The organism is Ruegeria sp. BG6, assembly GCF_056538465.1.
On record NZ_JBQFTB010000003.1, the window covers coordinates 187,562 to 206,034 of the forward strand.

Genomic DNA, 18,473 nt, shown 5'->3' on the forward strand with positions numbered 1-18,473 from the left:
GCGCGGTTTGTCGGCGTTAACCGGCTATTAGCGGTGTCAGTCGTGCGACGGATTTCTGGAGGCCTGAACTTCCTGCGCACGTTCAGACCACGTCGATCGAATGTAGGCTAAAACATCCCAGATCTCATCGTCGGATATTACTTCCTCAAACCCGGGCATTCCACTTGCGAAGTCGCTGATCCCGCGTACCGCCAAAGCTTTTTCTCCACCCAATTGGGTGTATTCAAAAAGCAAAAGGTTGTCGTGATGCCAGGTGTGCCCCGTCTCATCATGGGGAGGCGCGGGCAAGACACCGTTTTCGTCTGGCGTTTGCCAGTTCGGTTGTCCTTCGAGGTTTGCACCGTGACAGGACGCGCAATGTTCGGCGTAAAGGGCCTGACCGACAGCCAAATCGCGGCCATCCAGTTCGTGACCTGCGATCGCCCCGGTTGCAACGCTAAAGGCTGCGATGATCAGAACGCGTTTCATGCGACCTCGACCCAGGTTTTCATGCCCGCCGCCTGATGGCCCAGCATGTGACAGTGCATCAGCCATTTGCCGGGGTTGTCGAACACGCAAACGATGTCTCGCGTTGCACCCGGATCAATCAGCGTTGTATCCCGGAATGCACCTAAATTACCGTCGGCTGCGACCTCGAAAAAGTGATGCCCGTGCAGATGGATACCATGGGGAAAGCGGGTATCGTTCACCAGTTGGATGCGCGCAGTCTGTCCGCGTTGGAAGCTGTGGAAAGGGGTGTCCGCAAGGCCGGACTGTCCGTTGAACGCCCAGATGCCTTCGTCCATCAGCCCCTGCATCATTCTTTGGCTCATGGCCCCGCCCTCCATGGTCAAGGTCAGGGAAACGGCATTGTCCAAGTCGGGCTGCACCGTCGCGTTTGGCGGCAGCGCGGATATCTCTGATAGTTGTCGCGCTGTGTTCTCACCTTCAACCGGGATTTCGCCCAGCAGGTAAGGTTCATCCCGGGTCGGAAATACAAAAGCGATTGCCTTGGCCGAGGTAACATCCGCTATGATATCAACCCGTTGGGCCGGGGCCAAAACCAGGTCAGAAACCTCTTGCGGATCGGAAAGCGGCATACCGTCCAATGCAACAGTCTTGCCGTCAATGCCTTCAAGCTCAATCGGGAAAATCCTGTCAGTCGCGACGTTGATCAACCGCAAGCGCACACGGTCACCAAGACGAACAGACGCGTCCGGTTCGAAAAACACACGGGCATAGTTGCCAAGCCGACCCTGATGCGCCTGATCGTGCATGTTCTCAAAGCCATCGGCGAGTGTGCCGTCTTCGGTCAGGCGCCAGTCATCAATCATGACGATCACGTCATGGTCCACATCAGGCGGGGATTGTTCCTCGACGATCAGGGGGCCGTAAAGCCCCTTTGCAACCTGTTCCCAGGACCGGTTATGCGAGTGATACCAGAAGGTTCCGGCGTCCGGCGCGCGAAAGCGATAGGCGAACTCTGCACCCGTTTCGACAACGTCCTGTGTCAGGCCCGGCACGCCGTCCATCGCATTGTCGGTCCGCAACCCGTGCCAATGGACCGCCGAGCCGTCGCCTATCTGGTTGAGAAAACGGATGTCGAAAACCTCGCCCTGACGGACGCGAAGAACCGGACCGGGCGTGCTGCCGTTGAAGCCAAGCATCGGCGTTGCCGGATCGCCTTCCGGCAGGATTTGCGCAGAGACTGGCTGTGCAATCAGGTTCAATGGAGCCGCCGCGATGACGACGCCGGGAACCAATGCCATTGCACTTGTCGTGATCAGGAATTCTCTTCGGTTCATCTTAAACCTCAATTCGGAAGGGTCAGGACGCTGGTAAGGGTAGCTGTTGCCGCGAACACGACCAGTATGACTGCAGTTTCTATTTCGATGGAGCGTGCCAGATGCCGCGCTGCGTCGTGATCACCTGCCTGCATGGCAGGAACAAACCGAAACTTGTTTGCGGCTGCCATCACAAGCACCAGCGCCACCAGCCCCAGTTTGATGAGAAGTGCCTGCCCGTAGCCCGAAACAAAGAGGCTTCGAAGATCACCCAACAGAAGCCAAGACATCAGCAAGCCCGCCAAAATCAACGCAGGGACAATGACCGAGGCGGCTTGCCCGAAACGATCCCCCAGCGCTGCTGCCTCGTCCAAGCGTTCGGGCTGTAACGACAAGCGCCGTAACGGTCCAAGAATGCCGATCCAGAACGCAAGGCAAAGCAGATGCAAAAGCAGCAGAAGCCTTACGCCGCTTTGTTCCAGGCCGGGCACATGCCCAATCTGCGCGAATGACCACAGCGCCAGCACACCGCCGGCAAGGGATATCCATTGACCGACATACGGCACGAACAACCCGACAAGGATCATGGCCACGCCGACCAGTCGATAGACCAGAACATCACCGACCGGTGTTTGCCACAAAAGCCCCAGCATCTCGGGGTCGCTCATCCCATCAGCGCCGCCGGTCAGGGCAGCCCCGCGCAGCATGAACCCAATGACAGACGCGACTATCGCAAGCCCAGCCAAGAGCGCAGTATGGACGCGCATCCGGCCGCTCAGCGACGACAGGAGATCAGCAAAAGCGGCGCGCATGATCACCAAGCCGGCGGATCCTGCAATGCCAACATACAGCAGGAGTTTTGACAGGATCGCGGCAATGCCCCAGACGTCCGGCATCCTCAGTCAACCGTAAAGGAAAATTCGCCCTGCATCGCATGGCCGTCCACGCCCAGACCGCGCCATTCTATGCGATAGGCGCCTGTCCCCATATCCTGAAGCGGGAGGGTGAAGCGGCGATCAAAACTGGTCTGGCTCCCAATGTCGAGCGGGACCGAATGAAGATCCTGATGGGTCATCTCCACCCGGGTCAGACGGATGTCGTCCGCAAAGTTGAAACTGATTTCAGACGGGACTTCTGCAATCGTCGCGCCGTTTTCTGGCGTCGTCGTGTCCACGCGGGAATGCGCAAGCGCACCCGTGGCAAGTGTGGCAAGCAGAGCAAGGATCGTGAGCGTCTTCATAGAGAGTTCCTCAGTTAATTCCGTTGGCGCGCTGGATTTCGCGGATATAGGCGACAACCATGGCAACGTCGCCACGGGTTAAGCCTTCGACCGGCGGCATATCTCCGAACGACCAATGATGGCTTCTTACACCTGTCGCAACTGCGCGCTGAAAGGATTCGTCGGCGTGATGGCTGGGTTCATAGATAACATGGATCAGTGGCGGTCCGGCACCTTCAATTCCGACAGCATTGGTGCCGTGGCACGCGGTGCAAGCCTCATCGAAGATGCGCCGTCCAATGGCCGCGTTACCCTCGATGGGGGGCATTTGAATGGCCACCATGGCATCCCCTGCGGCAGGGGACGACGGAGTGGCAATTTCAGACGTACCGGGCCGCAGCACAGTGTATGCAGCAGCGACCGCCACGGCACACACTCCGATAACGAGATACTTTCGGTTCATGGTTCTTCCTGACTTTATGAAACAGAATATTGACCGCGCTGAACGGCGGCCAAGCAGAAACACCAGGCGCGTGCACCCGGCGTCGAATTGCCGTTTCAGAAGTTTGGTGGTCTGTCCGGATGTTCCGGCTCACGCAGCGCAGAAAGTTCGCTTACCTGCCAATTCAATACCTGCTCGAACTGGTCGGGCGACGCGTCCGACGTGTCGGAGGCAAGGAGCATCAGGTTGCAGAGGAAAGGATTGCATCCATCATGGTCTGCGCCGTCCGTTTCGTGATGGCCGATCGGCGACAAACGATCCGCGTGCGGAGATCGCTCCAAAGACTGAACCCCGTCACAATGCCCACCGTTGCAATGCAGCGGCATGTTGTGGGCAACACTTGCGGACCCGGTCAATAAGACCAGAATTGCCGCCAGGACCACCGATATCATCCGCTGCAATATCATTTCGGCGGAAATCTATTACGCAAATCGGAACAAAACAACACACGAAAAGACCTTGGCGTCAGCAAACACCGGTGCACCAGTTAGCCTACCCAGTCGACAAAGATTTTGTTGGTCGAGATCAGTTCCGGCGCTTTGGCCCATGCAGACGACGACAAGAGCAGCAGCCGATGTCACCCCTGCACAGTCAGGTTCGAGGCCAATCCAAATTAGCGGTTCGGACCTTGGGACATATGTCTTCGATCGGTTGCTGACGCCAGAAAGCCCGCATTGCGTGTGGAACTGGTCAGCCTGACAGTGTTCGCATGCAGATGAACTGCCATTCCGGGGAAATGCCCTGCAAGCAGACTTTCCACCCGGAAGAAACAGCACGCATTTAACTGCCTAGATCAAGGATTTCATATCGGCAGCAAAGGTCGGAAACGCATAAAGCGAGGACTTGAGATCGGTAGCTGATATGCCATGACGCATGGCCATCGCAAAAAGATGGATCAGTTCGTCACCGTGGTGGCCCAGAATATGTGCACCCACAACCTGGTCGCTATTTTTGTCGACCAAAACCTTGGACCATGCAGCGGTTTCTGCGTAGGTCTTGGTCGAAAACCAGCCGGACATGTCGGAAACCGTAACCGAGACATCCAGGCCCTTTTCCTGCGCCTGAGCTTCAGTAAGCCCAACGGTGCTAAGCGCCGGAACTGTGTAGACGGCACTGGGGATCACGGTGTAGTCCGGCGTTTTGGCCGGGCCATGCACGATGTTGTGGCCGACAATCTGACCTTCGTAAGTTGCTATGGGGGAAAGCTGGGCGGATTGCACCACCGCGTCGCCTGCAACCCAGACCGAAGAGTTGGAGATGGACCGCATCGTGTCGTCGATCAGAATGCGAAGCCCATCATGTTCCACACCCGCCGCATCAAGGTTCAGCCCTTCGATATTGGCGATGCGCCCAGCGCCGTTTACGACGCGTTCAGCAATAACATTTTGAATGCGGCCGTCATGCTCGTATTGAACATTCAACCCGTCGGCCGTCTGCTGGATTGCTGTCACCGATACTCCGGTTTTGACAACAATGCCCAGGCGTTCGGTTTCCGCTTGCAGCGCCGCAACAGCATCACTGTCCAGACGAGGCAGTAGTTGCGGCAAGGCTTCAAGGATCGTCACGTGAACACCAGCGCGCGCATAGACGTGGCCAAATTCCATGGCGATGACACCGCCGCCAACAAAGACAACTTCTTTCGGCAATGTCGCATCGGACAGTACTTCGTCCGAAGTAATCATGAGCTCGGCACCGGGAAATGGCAGCGGCCTTGGCTTTGATCCTGTTGCGACAACAATGTCTTTGCCATGTATGACACGACCGTTGACCTCAATGGTGTTTCGCCCAACAAAGCGTGCTGTGCCACGCAACACCTCGCCACGCTTTTCGGCCAGTTCCTGCATGGCGCCCGGGATAAAACCGATCAGGTCTTTCTCTCGTTCGATCAGTTTCGCCCAATTCAATTTTGGCTTGCCGACCTCAATCCCGTGGATGTGGGCCTGTTCGATCTCGTGCATCGCATGGGCAGCCGCCACAAGAACCTTCTTCGGCGTGCAGCCGCGATTGGGGCAAGTCCCGCCAAAATCGCGCGCCTCGACGAAGGCGATCGATTTTCCGGCTTCATGTACAACCGACGAAACGCCAAACCCCGCGTTGCCCCCGCCGATAATTATCACGTCATATGAATCGCGCATGTCATTGCTCCTCTCGTTCTATTTTTTGGTCACAAAAACGATCTCCGTGCGGATCACCCGACAGGACCAAAGCTTTCGGTATGAATCTGCCCCAGGGGGACGCCCCGGCTTTCCAGCTCGGCCTGAATATCGGCCATAAACCCGACTGGGCCGCACAAGAAGTAATGAGCGTCGGCGTCATCGACCAGCTGTGCCAGCAACGCCCCGTTGACGCGGCCCCGGGAGTTGTAATCGCTACCAAAGTTATCATTTGCCGTCGGTCGGCTATATGCCACATGGACGTTGATGCCTGCCCGCTTTTCGGCCAGTTCGCGAACCTCGTGAGCCAATGGATGATGCTGGCCATCCCGTGCACCGTGCACGAACCAGACCGGGCGATTGCCGCGCTCATTCGCAACCTTACTGAGAATGCTCACCATGGGCGTGACGCCAACACCAGCGCTGACAAGCACCAACAGGCACTTACTGCAGGTCATTGCGAAATCCCCGGAAGGTCGGCGGCCGTTGATGATCGCCCCAGGATCGAGGTGATCGTGCATGTACCGGGAAACCAGGCCCCTTGGTTCTCGCTTTACCGAAATCCGATAGCGGTGCTCATTCGGCCCGTTGGACAATGAATAGGTCCGACGCACTGGTGTATCGTGCCCTGGAATGTCCAGTTCGATCGGCAGGTGCTGGCCGGGTTCAAACTCTGGCAGGGTACCACCGTCGCGCGCTTCAAACAGAAACGAACTTACATCGGTGCTTTCAGATGTCTTCTCGACCAACCTCAGGGATCGGATCGAGTCCGCATCGGAGTTCCATCGAAGGCTGAGAGCCGAGCGCGTTTCGACAACCTCGTGGATGTCCAAGGTCACCAATCGCCGCGCGCCGGGAAATTCTTCTACTTCGGCACTGTCCCAATCTATTGTTGCAGTTCCGGTCACTTGCAACAAACTGCCACTTTCAAAGTCGACAAAAAGGTAGCCGGCTCTGGGGTCGAGCATCAGATTGCCGATCGTGTTGAAATGGTTGTTGCCTGCGAAATCCGGAAACCGCACCCGCGTGTCATCCAGAACCTGTACAAACCCGCGATCACCACCACGGTGGGATGCGTCCATTCCGTAGGTCGGGCTTTCACCTTCACCACGAAAACCACTGGCGATAAAGAAAGTGTCGGCTGTCTTGATCCAATCGGCTTGTTGGGCCGACAACTTGTCGCTTCTTGTTGTGGGTCCAGGTGCCCGGCCGTCCACACGGCGCCAATCACGTTCGCGGATGTATTGCGGGCAGTTGCCAAAGGTCTGGTCGACGTGAAACTCAAAGCCTGAAGATGTGACTTTGCCCGCCCGTCCATTTACGCGGTTGCGTCGCCGGGTCGCCAGTTCGATACCCAGAATGCCGATGTCGCTTTCGTTATGAATGGCATCGTGAAGTGCATCACCTTGCAGGGGCAATGCGGCAACGGATAGCGTTTTGGCGTCCGGAGAGGTAACGAAACCATCGGGTCCTTCCACCAATGTGACCCAGGGCCAACCCGCTTTGTCCCGGGCCGCGACCACCAGGAACGGCAGGGCGGTGTGAAAGTCACGGTGTTGTTCGGGCAAGTGATCACGAACCACCCTGCGCGCCCAGTCTTCGATATCACGGACACCCTGACGCGATTGAGCCATGTGTTCGCCCCGATGAAACGGTGAGAGGTCTTTTTCACTAGGGTCAACGATTAGCATGAAACTTCTCCTGGGACAGCGGTTGCGGTGACACGCCCGAGGGCGGCGCGCCCGGCTTTGCGACCGGGCGCGTCGTTCAATCAGGCGGCAAGACCGACTTTGGTACTTTGCATCGGCACAAAGCCCGGCAGGGCTTCGATACGGGCCAGCAGCGCACGGATGTTGGGGTAGTCAGATAGCGAGACGTTACCTTCGGGGGCATGTGCGGTGTAGCTGTATATCGCGACATCGGCGATTGACGCGGCGTTGCCGATCAGCCATTCACGCCCATTCAGATGTGCCTCGAGACGGTCAAAGGCGGTTTTGGCGACTGCCTTTGCGCGCTCGGCATCCAACTGGGCGCCAAATACGGTGACCAGCCTTGCGGCAGCGGGCCCATTGGCTATTTCACCAGCAGCCAGCGACAGGAATTTCTGCACCTCGGCTTCGCGGACCGGATCGATTGGCAACCAATCAGGCGCATACTTGCGCGCGAGATAGACGAGGATCGCGTTGGAGTCGGCGATCACGGAATCTCCGTCTTCGATGACCGGCACCTGCCCCGCCGAATTCAAAGACAGGAAGGGTTCCTTTTTGTGTTCGCCCGCCAGCAGGTCGACATCAACCAGTTCATGATTGATGCCGCCGAGTTTGGCAAAAAGCTCGACCCGGTGAGAGTGACCCGACAACGGGTGACGATGAATACGAATGGCGTTCGGCATTGCAGTTCCCTTTCCGAGGAAGCTCTGGAGGTTATGTGACGCAGTTCATCAGCGATCACTGAACCAAACATACCAATTGCCTATTTCATTAATAATCCAACGCTTTGTTCAGTTACTATGAACAAAATGGTAATAATAAAAAGAATGCGGGCAGACAGAGGAACTTGGCCATGGATACGATTGATACGATGCGCGCCTTTTTGGCCGTTGCACATGAAGGCTCTTTCACGGCTGCGGGAAAACGCCTTGGTCTTTCGACGCGACTGGTCAGCAAATATGTCGCCCAGTTGGAAAGCAGGCTTTCGACCCAGCTGTTCAACCGAACGACCCGAAGTGTTGCCTTGACGGATGTCGGTGTTGCCTATCTCGAGCGGTGTCGGCCGATCGTGGAACAAATCGACGAACTGGAAGATCTGGTCCAGGAAAGGCAGTCCGCGCTGGCGGGGTTGATCCGGATCACCGCGCCAACCGGGTTCGGCAGCAACAACCTGGCGACGGCGTTGGTTCCTTTCATGCAGGCACATCCAAAGGTGGATTTGGACCTCAAGCTTTCGGACAGCAGAGTCGCGCTTGTGGAAGAAGGAATTGATCTGGCCATCAGAATTGGCGTGCTCCGGGATTCGACTTTGATTGCACGCAAACTGGCCGATATGCCGCTTGTCGTATGTGCCTCACCGGAATACCTGGCGGAACACGGGCGCCCCGGCGATCCAATGGCGCTTGCGACGCACAACTGCCTGATTGATGAAAACCCGACTGACGCCACTTCGTGGAGATTCCGGTCTGGTACCCGGGATTTTGTGGTGAAAGTATCTGGCGCCTTGCACGCCAATGCTCCGGCAGCAATTGCAAACATGGCGATCGCGGGCCTCGGCATTGGCCGCTGTCCTCAGTATGCTGTCGCTCAGGCCCTGAACAACGGCAGCCTTGAGCAGCTTTTTCAAGATTACCATCCTGAAAACTTTGGTCTCTATGCCCTTTACCCCCCAAACAGGCACCTAACCGCCCGAGTCCGTGCGTTGATTGACCACCTGGCCAAGTACTTTTCGACGAAAACAGGTGTCTGAACCCTTTGCCCGAACAAGTTGAGAATACGCGCAGTTCAGGCGGAGTAGTTGCAGACCGTTGAAAACACCGTGACCAGCAAGGTTGCGTAGAAAGCTACCGGGCCGAAAATGCAGGATCAGCGAATTTGGGTACGATGTCTTCTCGCGGCCGAATACGACATTCGGAACGGTCAGTTTTGAAGTGATTTGATTGGGTGCTAGTATCGCGTCAGGGCCATAATAGAGGGGAAAGATATGGCTGTGACGTTCGCACAAATGGAAGACCATGAGATTTCCAGCGCAGTTCCCATTTCTGCAGCCGATGCGCTGGCCGCATTGGACGCAGACCCGGGCATACTTGTTGTGGATGTCAGAGACACCGCCGAAATGGATGCGACCGGGATCAACCCAAGGGCACTTCCTGCGCCAGGGCGCGCTGTTGCCTGGATGGCAGACCTTGAAAGTGAATACAGGTCACCCGAGTTACAGGACCGAAGCAGGAGAATATTCACATCCTGCGGGGGCGCCCCCAGTTACCGTGGCGCGGCAGCAGCTAACGTACTGACTTCGATGGGTTTTCAGAACGTCCAATTCATCGATGGAGGGATGGCAGCTCTGATCGCGGCTGGCTCCTCCACGAAGCAGCCTTAACGTCGGCTAGACCACTTGTCTCTGGGAAACAGAGCAACGTTCCATTTGCATCCTATCAACTTTCGGACCGGTGTTTCGATACGACCTGTGCTTGGGATTTGAGCCACTTGACGAATACCTTGGCCTCGGGGCGCTGAAAGTCTTCTTGGGTCTGGATGTAGTACACCCCAAAAAGCGGTTCAGAGAACAATTCAACCATCCGACCAGCCGACAGGTCATCTTCAAAAAAGGCTCTGGCGGAATACGTGATCCCGTCCCCACGGCGAACCGCGGTCATGATAAGGTTCCCGGGCATATGGTTTATTGTCAGTGGCTGGGGAGGTACGACCCCGTGATAGGTGAACCAGTCGGCCGCTTCGTTGGTCCCTAATTCCTGTAGCCAGGGCAAGTTTGTCAGAGAGATCGGGTCACGCAGATCGAGGCCAGCCACCAATGAAGGCGCCCCGACTACAATCATGTCGGTAACAAGGACAGCGTCTTCCGTGCTTCTTGGCATTCGCCTGTCGTGATACCGAATGGCGACATCGATACCACCCGGGCGTATCTGGACCAGTTCCGAGGTTGGGTTCAGCATCAGTGTGATTTCCGGATGTTCCTGCTGAAACTCTGCCATCCTCGGCAACAACCACTCTACGGCGAAGGCTGGTGACATGGTTACCTGAACAGGACGGTGTGCTGCATGTTCCGTCAACCGTTCAACGCCCCGCTCGATAATCTCAAAGCCGAGGGCCAACTCTCGGGCAAGAATGATGCCGGGCTTGGTCAGCTCAATACTGCGCCCGCGTCTGGACACAAGGGCAACGCCCAAATGCTTTTCCAGTGATTTCACCTGTTGGCTGACAGCTGCCTGGGTCACATTCAAATGATCAGCTGCGGCGGTGTAGCTGCCTGCCTCGGCAACCGCTGAGAAAGCACGCAAAGCATTCATTGGTGGTAGGTGTAACCAATCCATACCGTAGAATTTCTTATGTAATGTCAGACTAATTGAGTCGCACCATACGGGTATTTTTGACAATTTTCACATCAATATTTGTTCTGAAATTCATATATTAGACGGCTAAAGCTACATCAATGATGCGAGCCGACCCACAAGTGAGGAGAGACCGACACGATGGAAAAAATTGAAGGTGGATGTTACTGTGGCGCCGTGCGGTACAAGCTGGCGACCCCTCCCGTCTGGTCGGGTCATTGCCATTGCCGTTCATGCCAAATAGCCCTTGGTGGTGCGTTTGCGACCTGGGCCAAAGTGGCCAGCGAAGACTTCGCAATCGTCAAAGGCAAAATTCAACATATTGAGAAAACGCCGGGAATTCGTCGCGGCTTTTGCCGGGACTGTGGGACGACGCTTACCTACGCAGCCGCAAATGAAGTTGCCGGCCAAAACTGGAGCGCTGACGCATGGTTTGCAGCTGCGACGCTGGACGACCCGTCGCTTGTTCAGCCAAAGGCCCATGTCTTTGTTTCACGCCGGCAGCCATGGGTGAAACTTGACGACGGCCTGCCAACGTTTCCCGAATTCTAATCGTCTCGTCCGCCATAAGAAGGAGAACACGATGGATACCGCATACTCATATTCCTGCAAGGAATGCGACGGCATGGAGAACTGTCCGGGCAAAGTGGTTGCAGCGACCAAAGACGAAGTTTGGAAGCTCATGGAATTGCACGCGGTGGTGGCCCATGGGGAAGACCCCAGCTCTTGGGACGCTGACACTCGGGCATACTTGGGAACATTGATAAAACCAGCTTGATCAGGCCAGTTTTGCCTCCAGCACCGGCGAGGTTTCGTGGGACCGAAATGTGCTCGACGGCCGTTTTGTCCGTAAAGTAGACATTCGATGGAATTCGGCGAACGTCTGCACCGAGCCCAATCTGGACATTGACGAGCGGCTATGCCCACTGTGAACCATGTCGCTGACGGAAGACCTGAAGCAAATTCTAGAAACCGCCCTGCCAACCGATCCCAGCTTTCGGCGGGTCGAGAAGGCCGTCATAGACAACTGCGTTAATGACTGCCGACAATACGCTTTGGAGGACTCCATTGAAGCATTTCTGTTGTCCGCGATGCGTCTATTGGCACTTCCCGACAATGGGCACACACGGCTGATCCCGAATGATGCAATCTCGGTGCTACCGCTGAGGTTCGTGAGCGTGGGGCGTTCGGTGCAAGTCATTGGGGCGGCACCAGGGGTAATTGCACCGCAAGGAGAGTTGATAGCAGTCAACGGTGCGGCTGTGAGCCAAATCGAAGCCACTGCGCAGAAATTTCTGGCGGGAACGTGCCAAAGGAAACGGGTCATCGGACCGATTCTCCTGGCTTGGCCGTACGCTTTGACACGTTTAGGTTTTTCGTCAAACGACGGTTCGGCCGAGTATCGCGTGAAGGACGAAAATGGGCAGATAACCAATCTGAAAGTGGCAAATGGAAATACTGTCCCTGGATCGATGCTCTACCCGAGAAACGAGCATGGCAAGGCTGATCCGGCCTGGGAAACCGAAACCTTTGTGGAGATTAGGGACTGGCAAGATCTGGGGCTATTAATAGCGTTGCCAAGTTTCTTTGATCCGAGCGAAAGTGCGCTGCCCAAAGCTATCTCAGCGGCAGTGGAACGCGTGCGTGCCTGCTCGAACAAAACACTCTTGATTGACGTTCGCGGAAACACCGGCGGCGATTTTCTTCTAACGATGCCCTTAATCGACGCGATCTCGCAAAGCGCAAGTAAGCAGATTGTTGTACTTGTCGATAAATTCACGTTTTCCGCAGCGATAGTGTTCGTAGCCATCCTTAAACATCGGTTGGGAAATAGGCTCAAACTCATTGGGGAGGAAATGGGCGACGGGTTGGTGTTCTTTGCCGAGGGCGGGTTGCTCGATTTGCCGACTAGCGGAGCGGTCGTTCGATACTCATCAGCCTATCACGACTGGAAGAACGGAACGTCTGATGAAACCACACCGCCCGAGATCGCGCGGAATATCGTACCTGTAGGAGCACTGAACTTGGACCGGGAGTGGGTCGTAAGACCTAGTGGTAAGGATACACCAGGCTCGTTCTATCAACGAGTTCTCAAAAGCATGAGCGATTAGACGAACGACCGCTTCTTCCGCATTGCGGCCGCACGGCCGATATGTGTCATTGTCTGGAAAGCCATCGACATTAAAAAGAGGTCAGGGCGTTCAGGAAATGACTGGTCGCCAAGCTTCCGAACCGGCGATTTTGACCTCGATGGCCGACTAATCCAGAGGGGGCAGCCTGGGTTCGAAAACGAAAGACTTCACGATGGAAGTGTTGGTTTCCGCCCTGTCATGGAAGGGCAGAAGAATCTCATCCAACTCGGCCACATCTTTCAACAACAGCCGGGCGACATAACAATCGTCGCCGGTGACCCGGTCGCAGGACATAAAGCGGGGTTGGTCTTCGATCATTCTTTCGACGATATGAAGCTGACCGCTGCGCGGCTTGATCCTCACAAGCGCCTGAATTGCGTAACCAAAGCTGCGAAGATTTATCCGCGCACCAAAGCCGGTAACGAAGCCGTTTTCCAGCAAGCCACGCAACCTTTCACCAACCGCAGGGCCCGAAAGGCCCACTTCCTTGCCAATGTCAGCAAGACTGGTACGGCCACGAGATTCGAGGATCTCAACAATCTGACAGTCTGTCTGATCCAGTTCTTTCGACATGAAGGAACTTTATCGCAACGAGCAATGAAACGAAAGAGTTTAGCCTGAACCGCAATCGACGCTGCGGGGACAACCCCATCGTTGGTCAGCTAGATTCCTGTTCAGAAAAACAGGAGATACAGATGGATATTCAACGAATTGCAGCTTTTAGTCAGGGATCAGAAGGCGGAAACCCCGCAGGAGTGGTCCTGTTGCAGAACACGGTCAGCGAAGACGAGATGGCAAAGGTCGCGGCCGAAGTCGGGTATTCGGAAACCGCATTTGCCACAGCGCAGGACGCAGAAGGCAAAACATGGCGTGTGCGTTATTTCTCGCCGGAATCCGAAGTGCCATTCTGCGGTCACGCCACAATCGCCCTCGGCGCGGCTTTGGGAGAGCGAAACGGGGCTGGCACCTACACGCTCGTTCTGAACGACGCTACGATTTCCGTGGATGCCGAGGCCACTTCCGATGGGATGATGGCAACACTGTCGTCACCGCCCACAAGAAGCCGTGAGATGACCGAACGGGAAGAACAAGACGTAATGGCGCTGTTTGGTTTGACATCGGAAGAGCTCGATCCGCGGCTTCCACCTGCACATATCCACGGCGGTGCCAACCACATCGTGCTGCCGCTCAAGGATCGCGCGCGACTGGCGGCAATGGATTACGATCTGGACATGGGGCGCGCCGTGATGCGAAAGCATGATCTGGTGACGGTGATGTTGGTCCACATCGAGGCAAACCAATCCTTCGTGGTGCGAAACGCTTTCGCTTCGGGGGGCGTCCTGGAAGATCCGGCAACAGGAGCCGCTGCAGCAGCCTTTGCCGGTTACCTGCGCGACCGCCAATGGCGTCACGGCGGCAGGTTCACCATTCGCCAGGGCGAAGACATGGGCAGCCCGTCCCTTATCAAAGTCTCGCTGGATGACACGAAAGGTGCATCGGTGCGGGTTTCTGGCGGCACACGGGACATCACGTGAACGAACTGGTGAGAGAAAACCAAACCCATTTTGGCGTTCATACTCGAATGGTCGTGGTGCCCATGTTGACCGGCTATTCAGAGGCCGTCACCGTTTTCAACATCCCGGACGGAAAGGTCACGACCACGACGTCCGAGCAATCGCGCATTTGCGGAATGGCAACCATATCAGGTTAACCATTTTCATCGTACAGCGTTCCGTACTCCCCTCGGTTCAGGCGCAACAATTGTCTGGACCAGCGGGGGTCTCAGTAGTTTCCACCACAAAAATGATCGATACTTGCGGATGGCTAGTAATTTCTGGTCAAAGGCAGACCTTGAGATCCAACACGCCAGTCAGTCGTGTACTCCAGGTCTGTTCCCACCCAACAGGGCCGTGTTGAACGATGACTTTGAGACGGTGACAAGGGCTAGACAACAAGTCTGGCGGCCAGCCAAAAATCGCCCTCGCCAAAAATCAGTTTCTGGCAGCCAAAAATCCGACCAAGCCCAAGCCAGTCTAGTTGCGCGAAGCAAATGCTTCGGTCCATGCCGCCAAAGACGGTTTTGTCTCAAACAAATGTCTGTAAGACCGCCCGGTTGCCAGAATCGCGGTCTTGGGTGATCCTTCAAGAAATTGAAGGATCGCAATATGTTTAGATATCTAATGTTTGCGCTCGGTATTTGCGCATCTACGACCTTGTTCGCACAAGAGGCATCCGATGACGCTGCTGCGACGGAAAACGCCGCGGCGACTTCGTCCGATCTTCTGACTGATGCTGAGTTGCAGACCTTGGTCGCTCCGGTCGCACTTTACCCTGACACGCTGCTGATACAGGTTCTGGTTGCGGCCACGCAGCCATTGGAGATCGTGAAGGCCGAACGGTATTTGCTGGACAACGCCGACCGAGACGCCTCCGAGCTTGGTCCGGAAATTGAAGCCATGGGCTGGGATCCTTCGGTCAGTGTGTTGGCGACAGCGTTTCCCGAAGTCGTCGGTCAGATGGCCACCCATGTCGATTGGACCGAGACGGTGGGAACAGCCATGCTGGCCCAGTCCGATGATGTGCTGGATGCGGTTCAAGTCATGCGGGACCAGGCGATTGACAGCGGAGCGCTTGTGTCCGGGCCCGCGCAAACTGTCGAGGTGACGGAAGAAGACACGGTTGTCATTACACCGACAGAGCCGGAAACCGTATACGTCCCGCAGTATAACCCTGAGACCGTCTATACGGGACCGTCGGTGGGGGACGTTGCAGGCGCGGCCCTGCTGACATTTGGCACCGTCGCCCTGATCGACGAGATTTTTGACGACGACGACGATTGGTATGGCTATTGGGGGTGCCGGAACTGCGGTGGCTGGGGCGGTGGCCCGATTTACAGAAACCCGAACATCGACATTGACGTCGATGGAAACGTCAACATCGGCAACAACATTGATCTGGGCAACCGCACGGATATCGGATGGAAACCCGATCCTGGCCGTCAGCAGCAAGCCCGAGACAAAATCGCCAATCACAAAAGACCAGAAGGGGGTCGCGGCAATTTGCCGGTCAACCGCCCCGAGGGTCGCACGGATGAATTGCGGTCAAAACTGAGCCGCGAGTCCGGCGCCGCGGACATCAGCCGCGACCGTGCGGCGGCTGCCGTTGCGGCTGGCGCAGGTGCAGGGGCCGTGGCCGGTGGTGCTCTGGCAAATCGGAGCGGTGGGAAAAAACCGTTGCCGCAGATAAACCGGGGCAACGTCGACCGGGACAAGGCCGCTGCAAAACAACAGGCCGTTGATCGGACCAAACGACCCGATGCGGCGAAACGGCCTGTCGCACAAAAACCGCAGACAGCCAGAAAACCGCAGGCGAAGAAGGCCGCAACGGCGCAGCGCAAACCCAGTGCGTCCAGGGGGCAAGCGATGAAGAAAAAGGCGTCCGGAAGCAGAACTCACAGCGCGTCCAAGCGAGGGCACGCCGCCAAAGGCAAGCGGAGACGGTAAGATGCGTATATCGGTATTTTCAGTTGTTTTGCTCGTTGCGACCGCAGGCGTCGCGCTGTCTGACGGCGCCCGGTTTGATACTCCGCAAAGCGCGCTGGACGCGTTCGCAGATGCTCTGAAGGCCAATGATCAGAGTAAGTTGCTTGAAATTTTCGGACCGGAAGCCGAAGATTTGGTCGGATCGGGAGATCCGGCAGAAGACCAGCAAAGAAGGCAGGAAGTTCTTGGCATGTACGCCGAGGGGTACCGCTTTCAGCCAGAAGATGATGGAGTTGTTCTTCTGCTGGGTGAAGACAGTTGGCCCTTCCCTATCCCAATCCTGCGCGGGGAAGACGGCTGGCGTTTTGACCTGGAAGCCGGGATCGAAGAACTCTCGGCCCGGGAAATCGGCTTAAACGAGCTGGAAGTGATTGATTTGCTGGAGGCTTATGTCGACCTACAGGCGGCATTCCGGCTGGTGGATCACAACGGCGATGGCGTCATGGAATTTGCGCAGACGATCATTTCCGACCCGGGCGAGCGAAACGGACTATTCTGGCCCGAAGACGACAGCTTTGTCGGCGCGGCACTTGCCCGAGCCGCCGCCTCGGGGTGGAGCGACGGTGAGACCGACTATGAGGCGGAACCATTCCTCGGCTATTACTTCACCATCCTTCACGAGCAGGGGGCGAACGCGGCTGGTGGAGCCTACTCGTACTTTGTCGGGGATCGCTTCGTGGCCGGACATGCCTTGCTTGCAGTGCCTTCGGATTACGGAGAAACAGGCATCCATTCCTTCATCGTCGGTGAAAACGGTATCGTTTACGAGGCCGATTTCGGCCCCGAGACACTCGATGCCACTGCCGATATCAACATCTACGATCCCGGCCCGGACTGGTCGCCAGTCGAGTAGCCGCCGATCTCCGACGCACTTCCCGCGGCAGCAAAGCGAATGGTAATTGATGGTCGCCCAAAGTGGGCGACCATGCCGACGGGATGGCGTTACACGACGGGCTTGCTCCAACTGGGCCATATCGAAAACACAGGAAAGGATCGCGCACGGCAGCGCTGTCCTGCGAAACCAATGTATCGGTGCCTTCGCCCTGCCCGCCTTACTTGCAGATCGGCAACTCCAATGGAGGTTGCTTGGGCAATGAGTCCCTCCATTGGTTTATGATGGGTTGGAGGCTGCGCTTGGGCCAGAACTTCGGAGCACCAATTGCCTGTAAGCAGGCGGCGTTCCAGTAAACCCCTGCCCCTGATAACGATTTGCCCTTTTTGACCGCCTTTGCGACGGCGTTTATGTCTTTGCCTTCCGGATAGATGTAGAGGGTTGTCGGGTTCCCTTCCACCAGGGCCAGAATCTCTTTCGAGGCGGATTGCGACCATGTCGTGCACCCGTTGCTGCGGCCCCCGGTATAGTTCACGAGCCTTCCGTATGGGACATAGCCATCATCATCTGCATGAGAGCTTTGCGGATTTTTGAACCGGCATTGCCACTTCAGGAAAACGGCAGGATGTCCGCCAATTGCGCGCTCCCGTGCGTTGCTCGTTTCGCCTTCGCCATCAAACAAAAGAAACGTCCGATAGAACGGTTTCGTCTGACCGGAATGACTGTAATAGCCTTTGAAGGATGTTCGTGTCTCGGCGGTCACGTAGGATCCGCCAGCGGTTAGTTTCGACCCTTCAGCGTTGCTGAAATTCTTCGCGCATTGCCGACCGTTCGAGAAATTGGCGCGTTGCAGTTTTCGCCCATTCCCGTAGCCGGACGAGACGGCCTGGAAAGATTTCCGAGACTCGCAGATGACATAAAACCGACGTCCCGGATTGCCGTTTCGCGCGGTACTGGGCCGGGTTGCATCCTTTGCAAGATAGCAAGGGTTTCTGACCACGCCCTGCCGCACTTTTTCCTGATACAAATCCCGCGCCCTTTTCAGGACGATCGGAGCTATTTGGCCACCGCCCGTGCCCACATGCTTTTGCAACCAAGCGGGGATATCCGATGACAACGCCTTAACTTGATCAGGCAGCGAACCTGCCGAGACGGCAATTGTCATGAACGTGACTGCAAGACGGAGCGATATCGGTTTCAACGGAAAACCTCCTGCCAGTATGTCCTCGTGACCAACCTACCACAATTTTAGCGTGCAGGGATGTCTGTCG

At 56.3% G+C, this 18,473-nt stretch carries 21 protein-coding genes; 9 read left to right on the forward strand and 12 right to left on the reverse strand.

Features of this window, described 5'->3' with window-relative positions; all coding sequences use genetic code 11:
* Positions 1-36 precede the first annotated feature (36 nt).
* The 9 genes from ACR0JW_RS07900 to ACR0JW_RS07940 all read right to left on the reverse strand — a co-directional run bounded on the left by ACR0JW_RS07900 (position 37) and on the right by ACR0JW_RS07940 (position 8,029).
* Positions 37-468: a cytochrome c gene (locus ACR0JW_RS07900; protein WP_170677988.1), complete on the reverse strand. Its 432-nt coding sequence runs from the start codon at positions 466-468 to the stop codon at positions 37-39.
* Positions 465-1,784, reverse strand: a complete 1,320-nt coding sequence (locus ACR0JW_RS07905; RefSeq protein WP_170677990.1) for a multicopper oxidase family protein — start codon at positions 1,782-1,784, stop codon at positions 465-467. The genes ACR0JW_RS07900 and ACR0JW_RS07905 overlap by 4 nt, the downstream gene beginning before the upstream one ends.
* Positions 1,785-1,792: 8 nt before the next feature.
* Positions 1,793-2,659: a CopD family protein gene (locus tag ACR0JW_RS07910; RefSeq protein ID WP_170677992.1), complete on the reverse strand. Its 867-nt coding sequence runs from the start codon at positions 2,657-2,659 to the stop codon at positions 1,793-1,795.
* Between the two features lie 2 nt (positions 2,660-2,661).
* A complete protein-coding gene (locus ACR0JW_RS07915; RefSeq protein ID WP_170677994.1) occupies positions 2,662-3,003 on the reverse strand; it encodes a copper resistance CopC family protein in 342 nt (113 codons plus the stop codon).
* 10 nt (positions 3,004-3,013) lie between these two features.
* A complete protein-coding gene (locus tag ACR0JW_RS07920) occupies positions 3,014-3,445 on the reverse strand; it encodes a c-type cytochrome (RefSeq protein WP_480713787.1) in 432 nt (143 codons plus the stop codon).
* Positions 3,446-3,540: 95 nt separating this feature from the next.
* Positions 3,541-3,867, reverse strand: a complete 327-nt coding sequence (locus tag ACR0JW_RS07925) for a hypothetical protein (RefSeq protein WP_480713788.1) — start codon at positions 3,865-3,867, stop codon at positions 3,541-3,543.
* A gap of 405 nt (positions 3,868-4,272) precedes the next feature.
* Positions 4,273-5,619: a dihydrolipoyl dehydrogenase family protein gene (locus ACR0JW_RS07930; protein ID WP_170678000.1), complete on the reverse strand. Its 1,347-nt coding sequence runs from the start codon at positions 5,617-5,619 to the stop codon at positions 4,273-4,275.
* 53 nt (positions 5,620-5,672) lie between these two features.
* Entirely contained in the window at positions 5,673-7,328 is a 1,656-nt protein-coding gene (locus ACR0JW_RS07935; RefSeq protein ID WP_480713789.1) for an FAD-binding oxidoreductase, read from the reverse strand.
* A gap of 80 nt (positions 7,329-7,408) precedes the next feature.
* Positions 7,409-8,029, reverse strand: coding sequence for a glutathione S-transferase family protein (locus tag ACR0JW_RS07940; RefSeq protein WP_480713790.1), 621 nt, complete (start codon positions 8,027-8,029; stop codon positions 7,409-7,411).
* A 170-nt stretch (positions 8,030-8,199) separates the two neighbouring features.
* On the opposite strand from ACR0JW_RS07940, the gene ACR0JW_RS07945 reads away from it, so the two are divergent.
* Positions 8,200-9,096 (forward strand): LysR family transcriptional regulator, encoded by an 897-nt coding sequence (locus ACR0JW_RS07945; RefSeq protein ID WP_170824669.1) that lies wholly within the window; start codon positions 8,200-8,202, stop codon positions 9,094-9,096.
* A gap of 234 nt (positions 9,097-9,330) precedes the next feature.
* Positions 9,331-9,726 carry a rhodanese-like domain-containing protein gene (locus tag ACR0JW_RS07950; protein WP_170678008.1) on the forward strand — a complete coding sequence of 132 codons (396 nt, stop codon included), beginning with the start codon at positions 9,331-9,333 and terminating at the stop codon, positions 9,724-9,726.
* Positions 9,727-9,781: 55 nt separating this feature from the next.
* On the opposite strand, the gene ACR0JW_RS07955 is transcribed toward ACR0JW_RS07950, so the two are convergent.
* Positions 9,782-10,654: a LysR family transcriptional regulator gene (locus ACR0JW_RS07955; RefSeq protein WP_170678010.1), complete on the reverse strand. Its 873-nt coding sequence runs from the start codon at positions 10,652-10,654 to the stop codon at positions 9,782-9,784.
* Positions 10,655-10,837: 183 nt separating this feature from the next.
* Here ACR0JW_RS07955 and ACR0JW_RS07960 point away from each other — a divergent pair, with 183 nt between their 5' ends.
* The 3 genes from ACR0JW_RS07960 to ACR0JW_RS07970 all read left to right on the forward strand — a co-directional run bounded on the left by ACR0JW_RS07960 (position 10,838) and on the right by ACR0JW_RS07970 (position 12,807).
* Positions 10,838-11,248 carry a GFA family protein gene (locus ACR0JW_RS07960; RefSeq protein ID WP_170678013.1) on the forward strand — a complete coding sequence of 137 codons (411 nt, stop codon included), beginning with the start codon at positions 10,838-10,840 and terminating at the stop codon, positions 11,246-11,248.
* Between the two features lie 73 nt (positions 11,249-11,321).
* On the forward strand, positions 11,322-11,474 hold the full coding sequence (locus ACR0JW_RS07965) for a DUF1059 domain-containing protein (protein ID WP_480713826.1): 153 nt from the start codon (positions 11,322-11,324) through the stop codon (positions 11,472-11,474).
* A 157-nt stretch (positions 11,475-11,631) separates the two neighbouring features.
* A complete protein-coding gene (locus ACR0JW_RS07970) occupies positions 11,632-12,807 on the forward strand; it encodes a S41 family peptidase (RefSeq protein ID WP_480713791.1) in 1,176 nt (391 codons plus the stop codon).
* Positions 12,808-12,954: 147 nt separating this feature from the next.
* Here ACR0JW_RS07970 and ACR0JW_RS07975 read toward each other — a convergent pair whose 3' ends face one another.
* Positions 12,955-13,401: an Lrp/AsnC family transcriptional regulator gene (locus tag ACR0JW_RS07975; RefSeq protein ID WP_170678019.1), complete on the reverse strand. Its 447-nt coding sequence runs from the start codon at positions 13,399-13,401 to the stop codon at positions 12,955-12,957.
* Between the two features lie 122 nt (positions 13,402-13,523).
* Between ACR0JW_RS07975 and ACR0JW_RS07980 the strand changes: the two genes are divergently transcribed.
* The 4 genes from ACR0JW_RS07980 to ACR0JW_RS07995 all read left to right on the forward strand — a co-directional run bounded on the left by ACR0JW_RS07980 (position 13,524) and on the right by ACR0JW_RS07995 (position 17,223).
* Positions 13,524-14,363: a PhzF family phenazine biosynthesis protein gene (locus ACR0JW_RS07980; RefSeq protein WP_170678022.1), complete on the forward strand. Its 840-nt coding sequence runs from the start codon at positions 13,524-13,526 to the stop codon at positions 14,361-14,363.
* Positions 14,360-14,539 (forward strand): hypothetical protein, encoded by a 180-nt coding sequence (locus ACR0JW_RS07985; RefSeq protein ID WP_170678024.1) that lies wholly within the window; start codon positions 14,360-14,362, stop codon positions 14,537-14,539. Before ACR0JW_RS07980 ends, ACR0JW_RS07985 begins: the two co-directional genes overlap by 4 nt.
* A 454-nt stretch (positions 14,540-14,993) precedes the next feature.
* A complete protein-coding gene (locus tag ACR0JW_RS07990; RefSeq protein ID WP_170678026.1) occupies positions 14,994-16,331 on the forward strand; it encodes a DUF3300 domain-containing protein in 1,338 nt (445 codons plus the stop codon).
* A gap of 1 nt (position 16,332) precedes the next feature.
* Complete coding sequence (locus ACR0JW_RS07995) at positions 16,333-17,223, forward strand: DUF2950 family protein (RefSeq protein WP_170678028.1); 891 nt, start codon at positions 16,333-16,335, stop codon at positions 17,221-17,223.
* Positions 17,224-17,422: 199 nt separating this feature from the next.
* Here ACR0JW_RS07995 and ACR0JW_RS08000 read toward each other — a convergent pair whose 3' ends face one another.
* Positions 17,423-18,367, reverse strand: coding sequence for a hypothetical protein (locus tag ACR0JW_RS08000; protein ID WP_480713792.1), 945 nt, complete (start codon positions 18,365-18,367; stop codon positions 17,423-17,425).
* Positions 18,368-18,473 lie beyond the last annotated feature (106 nt).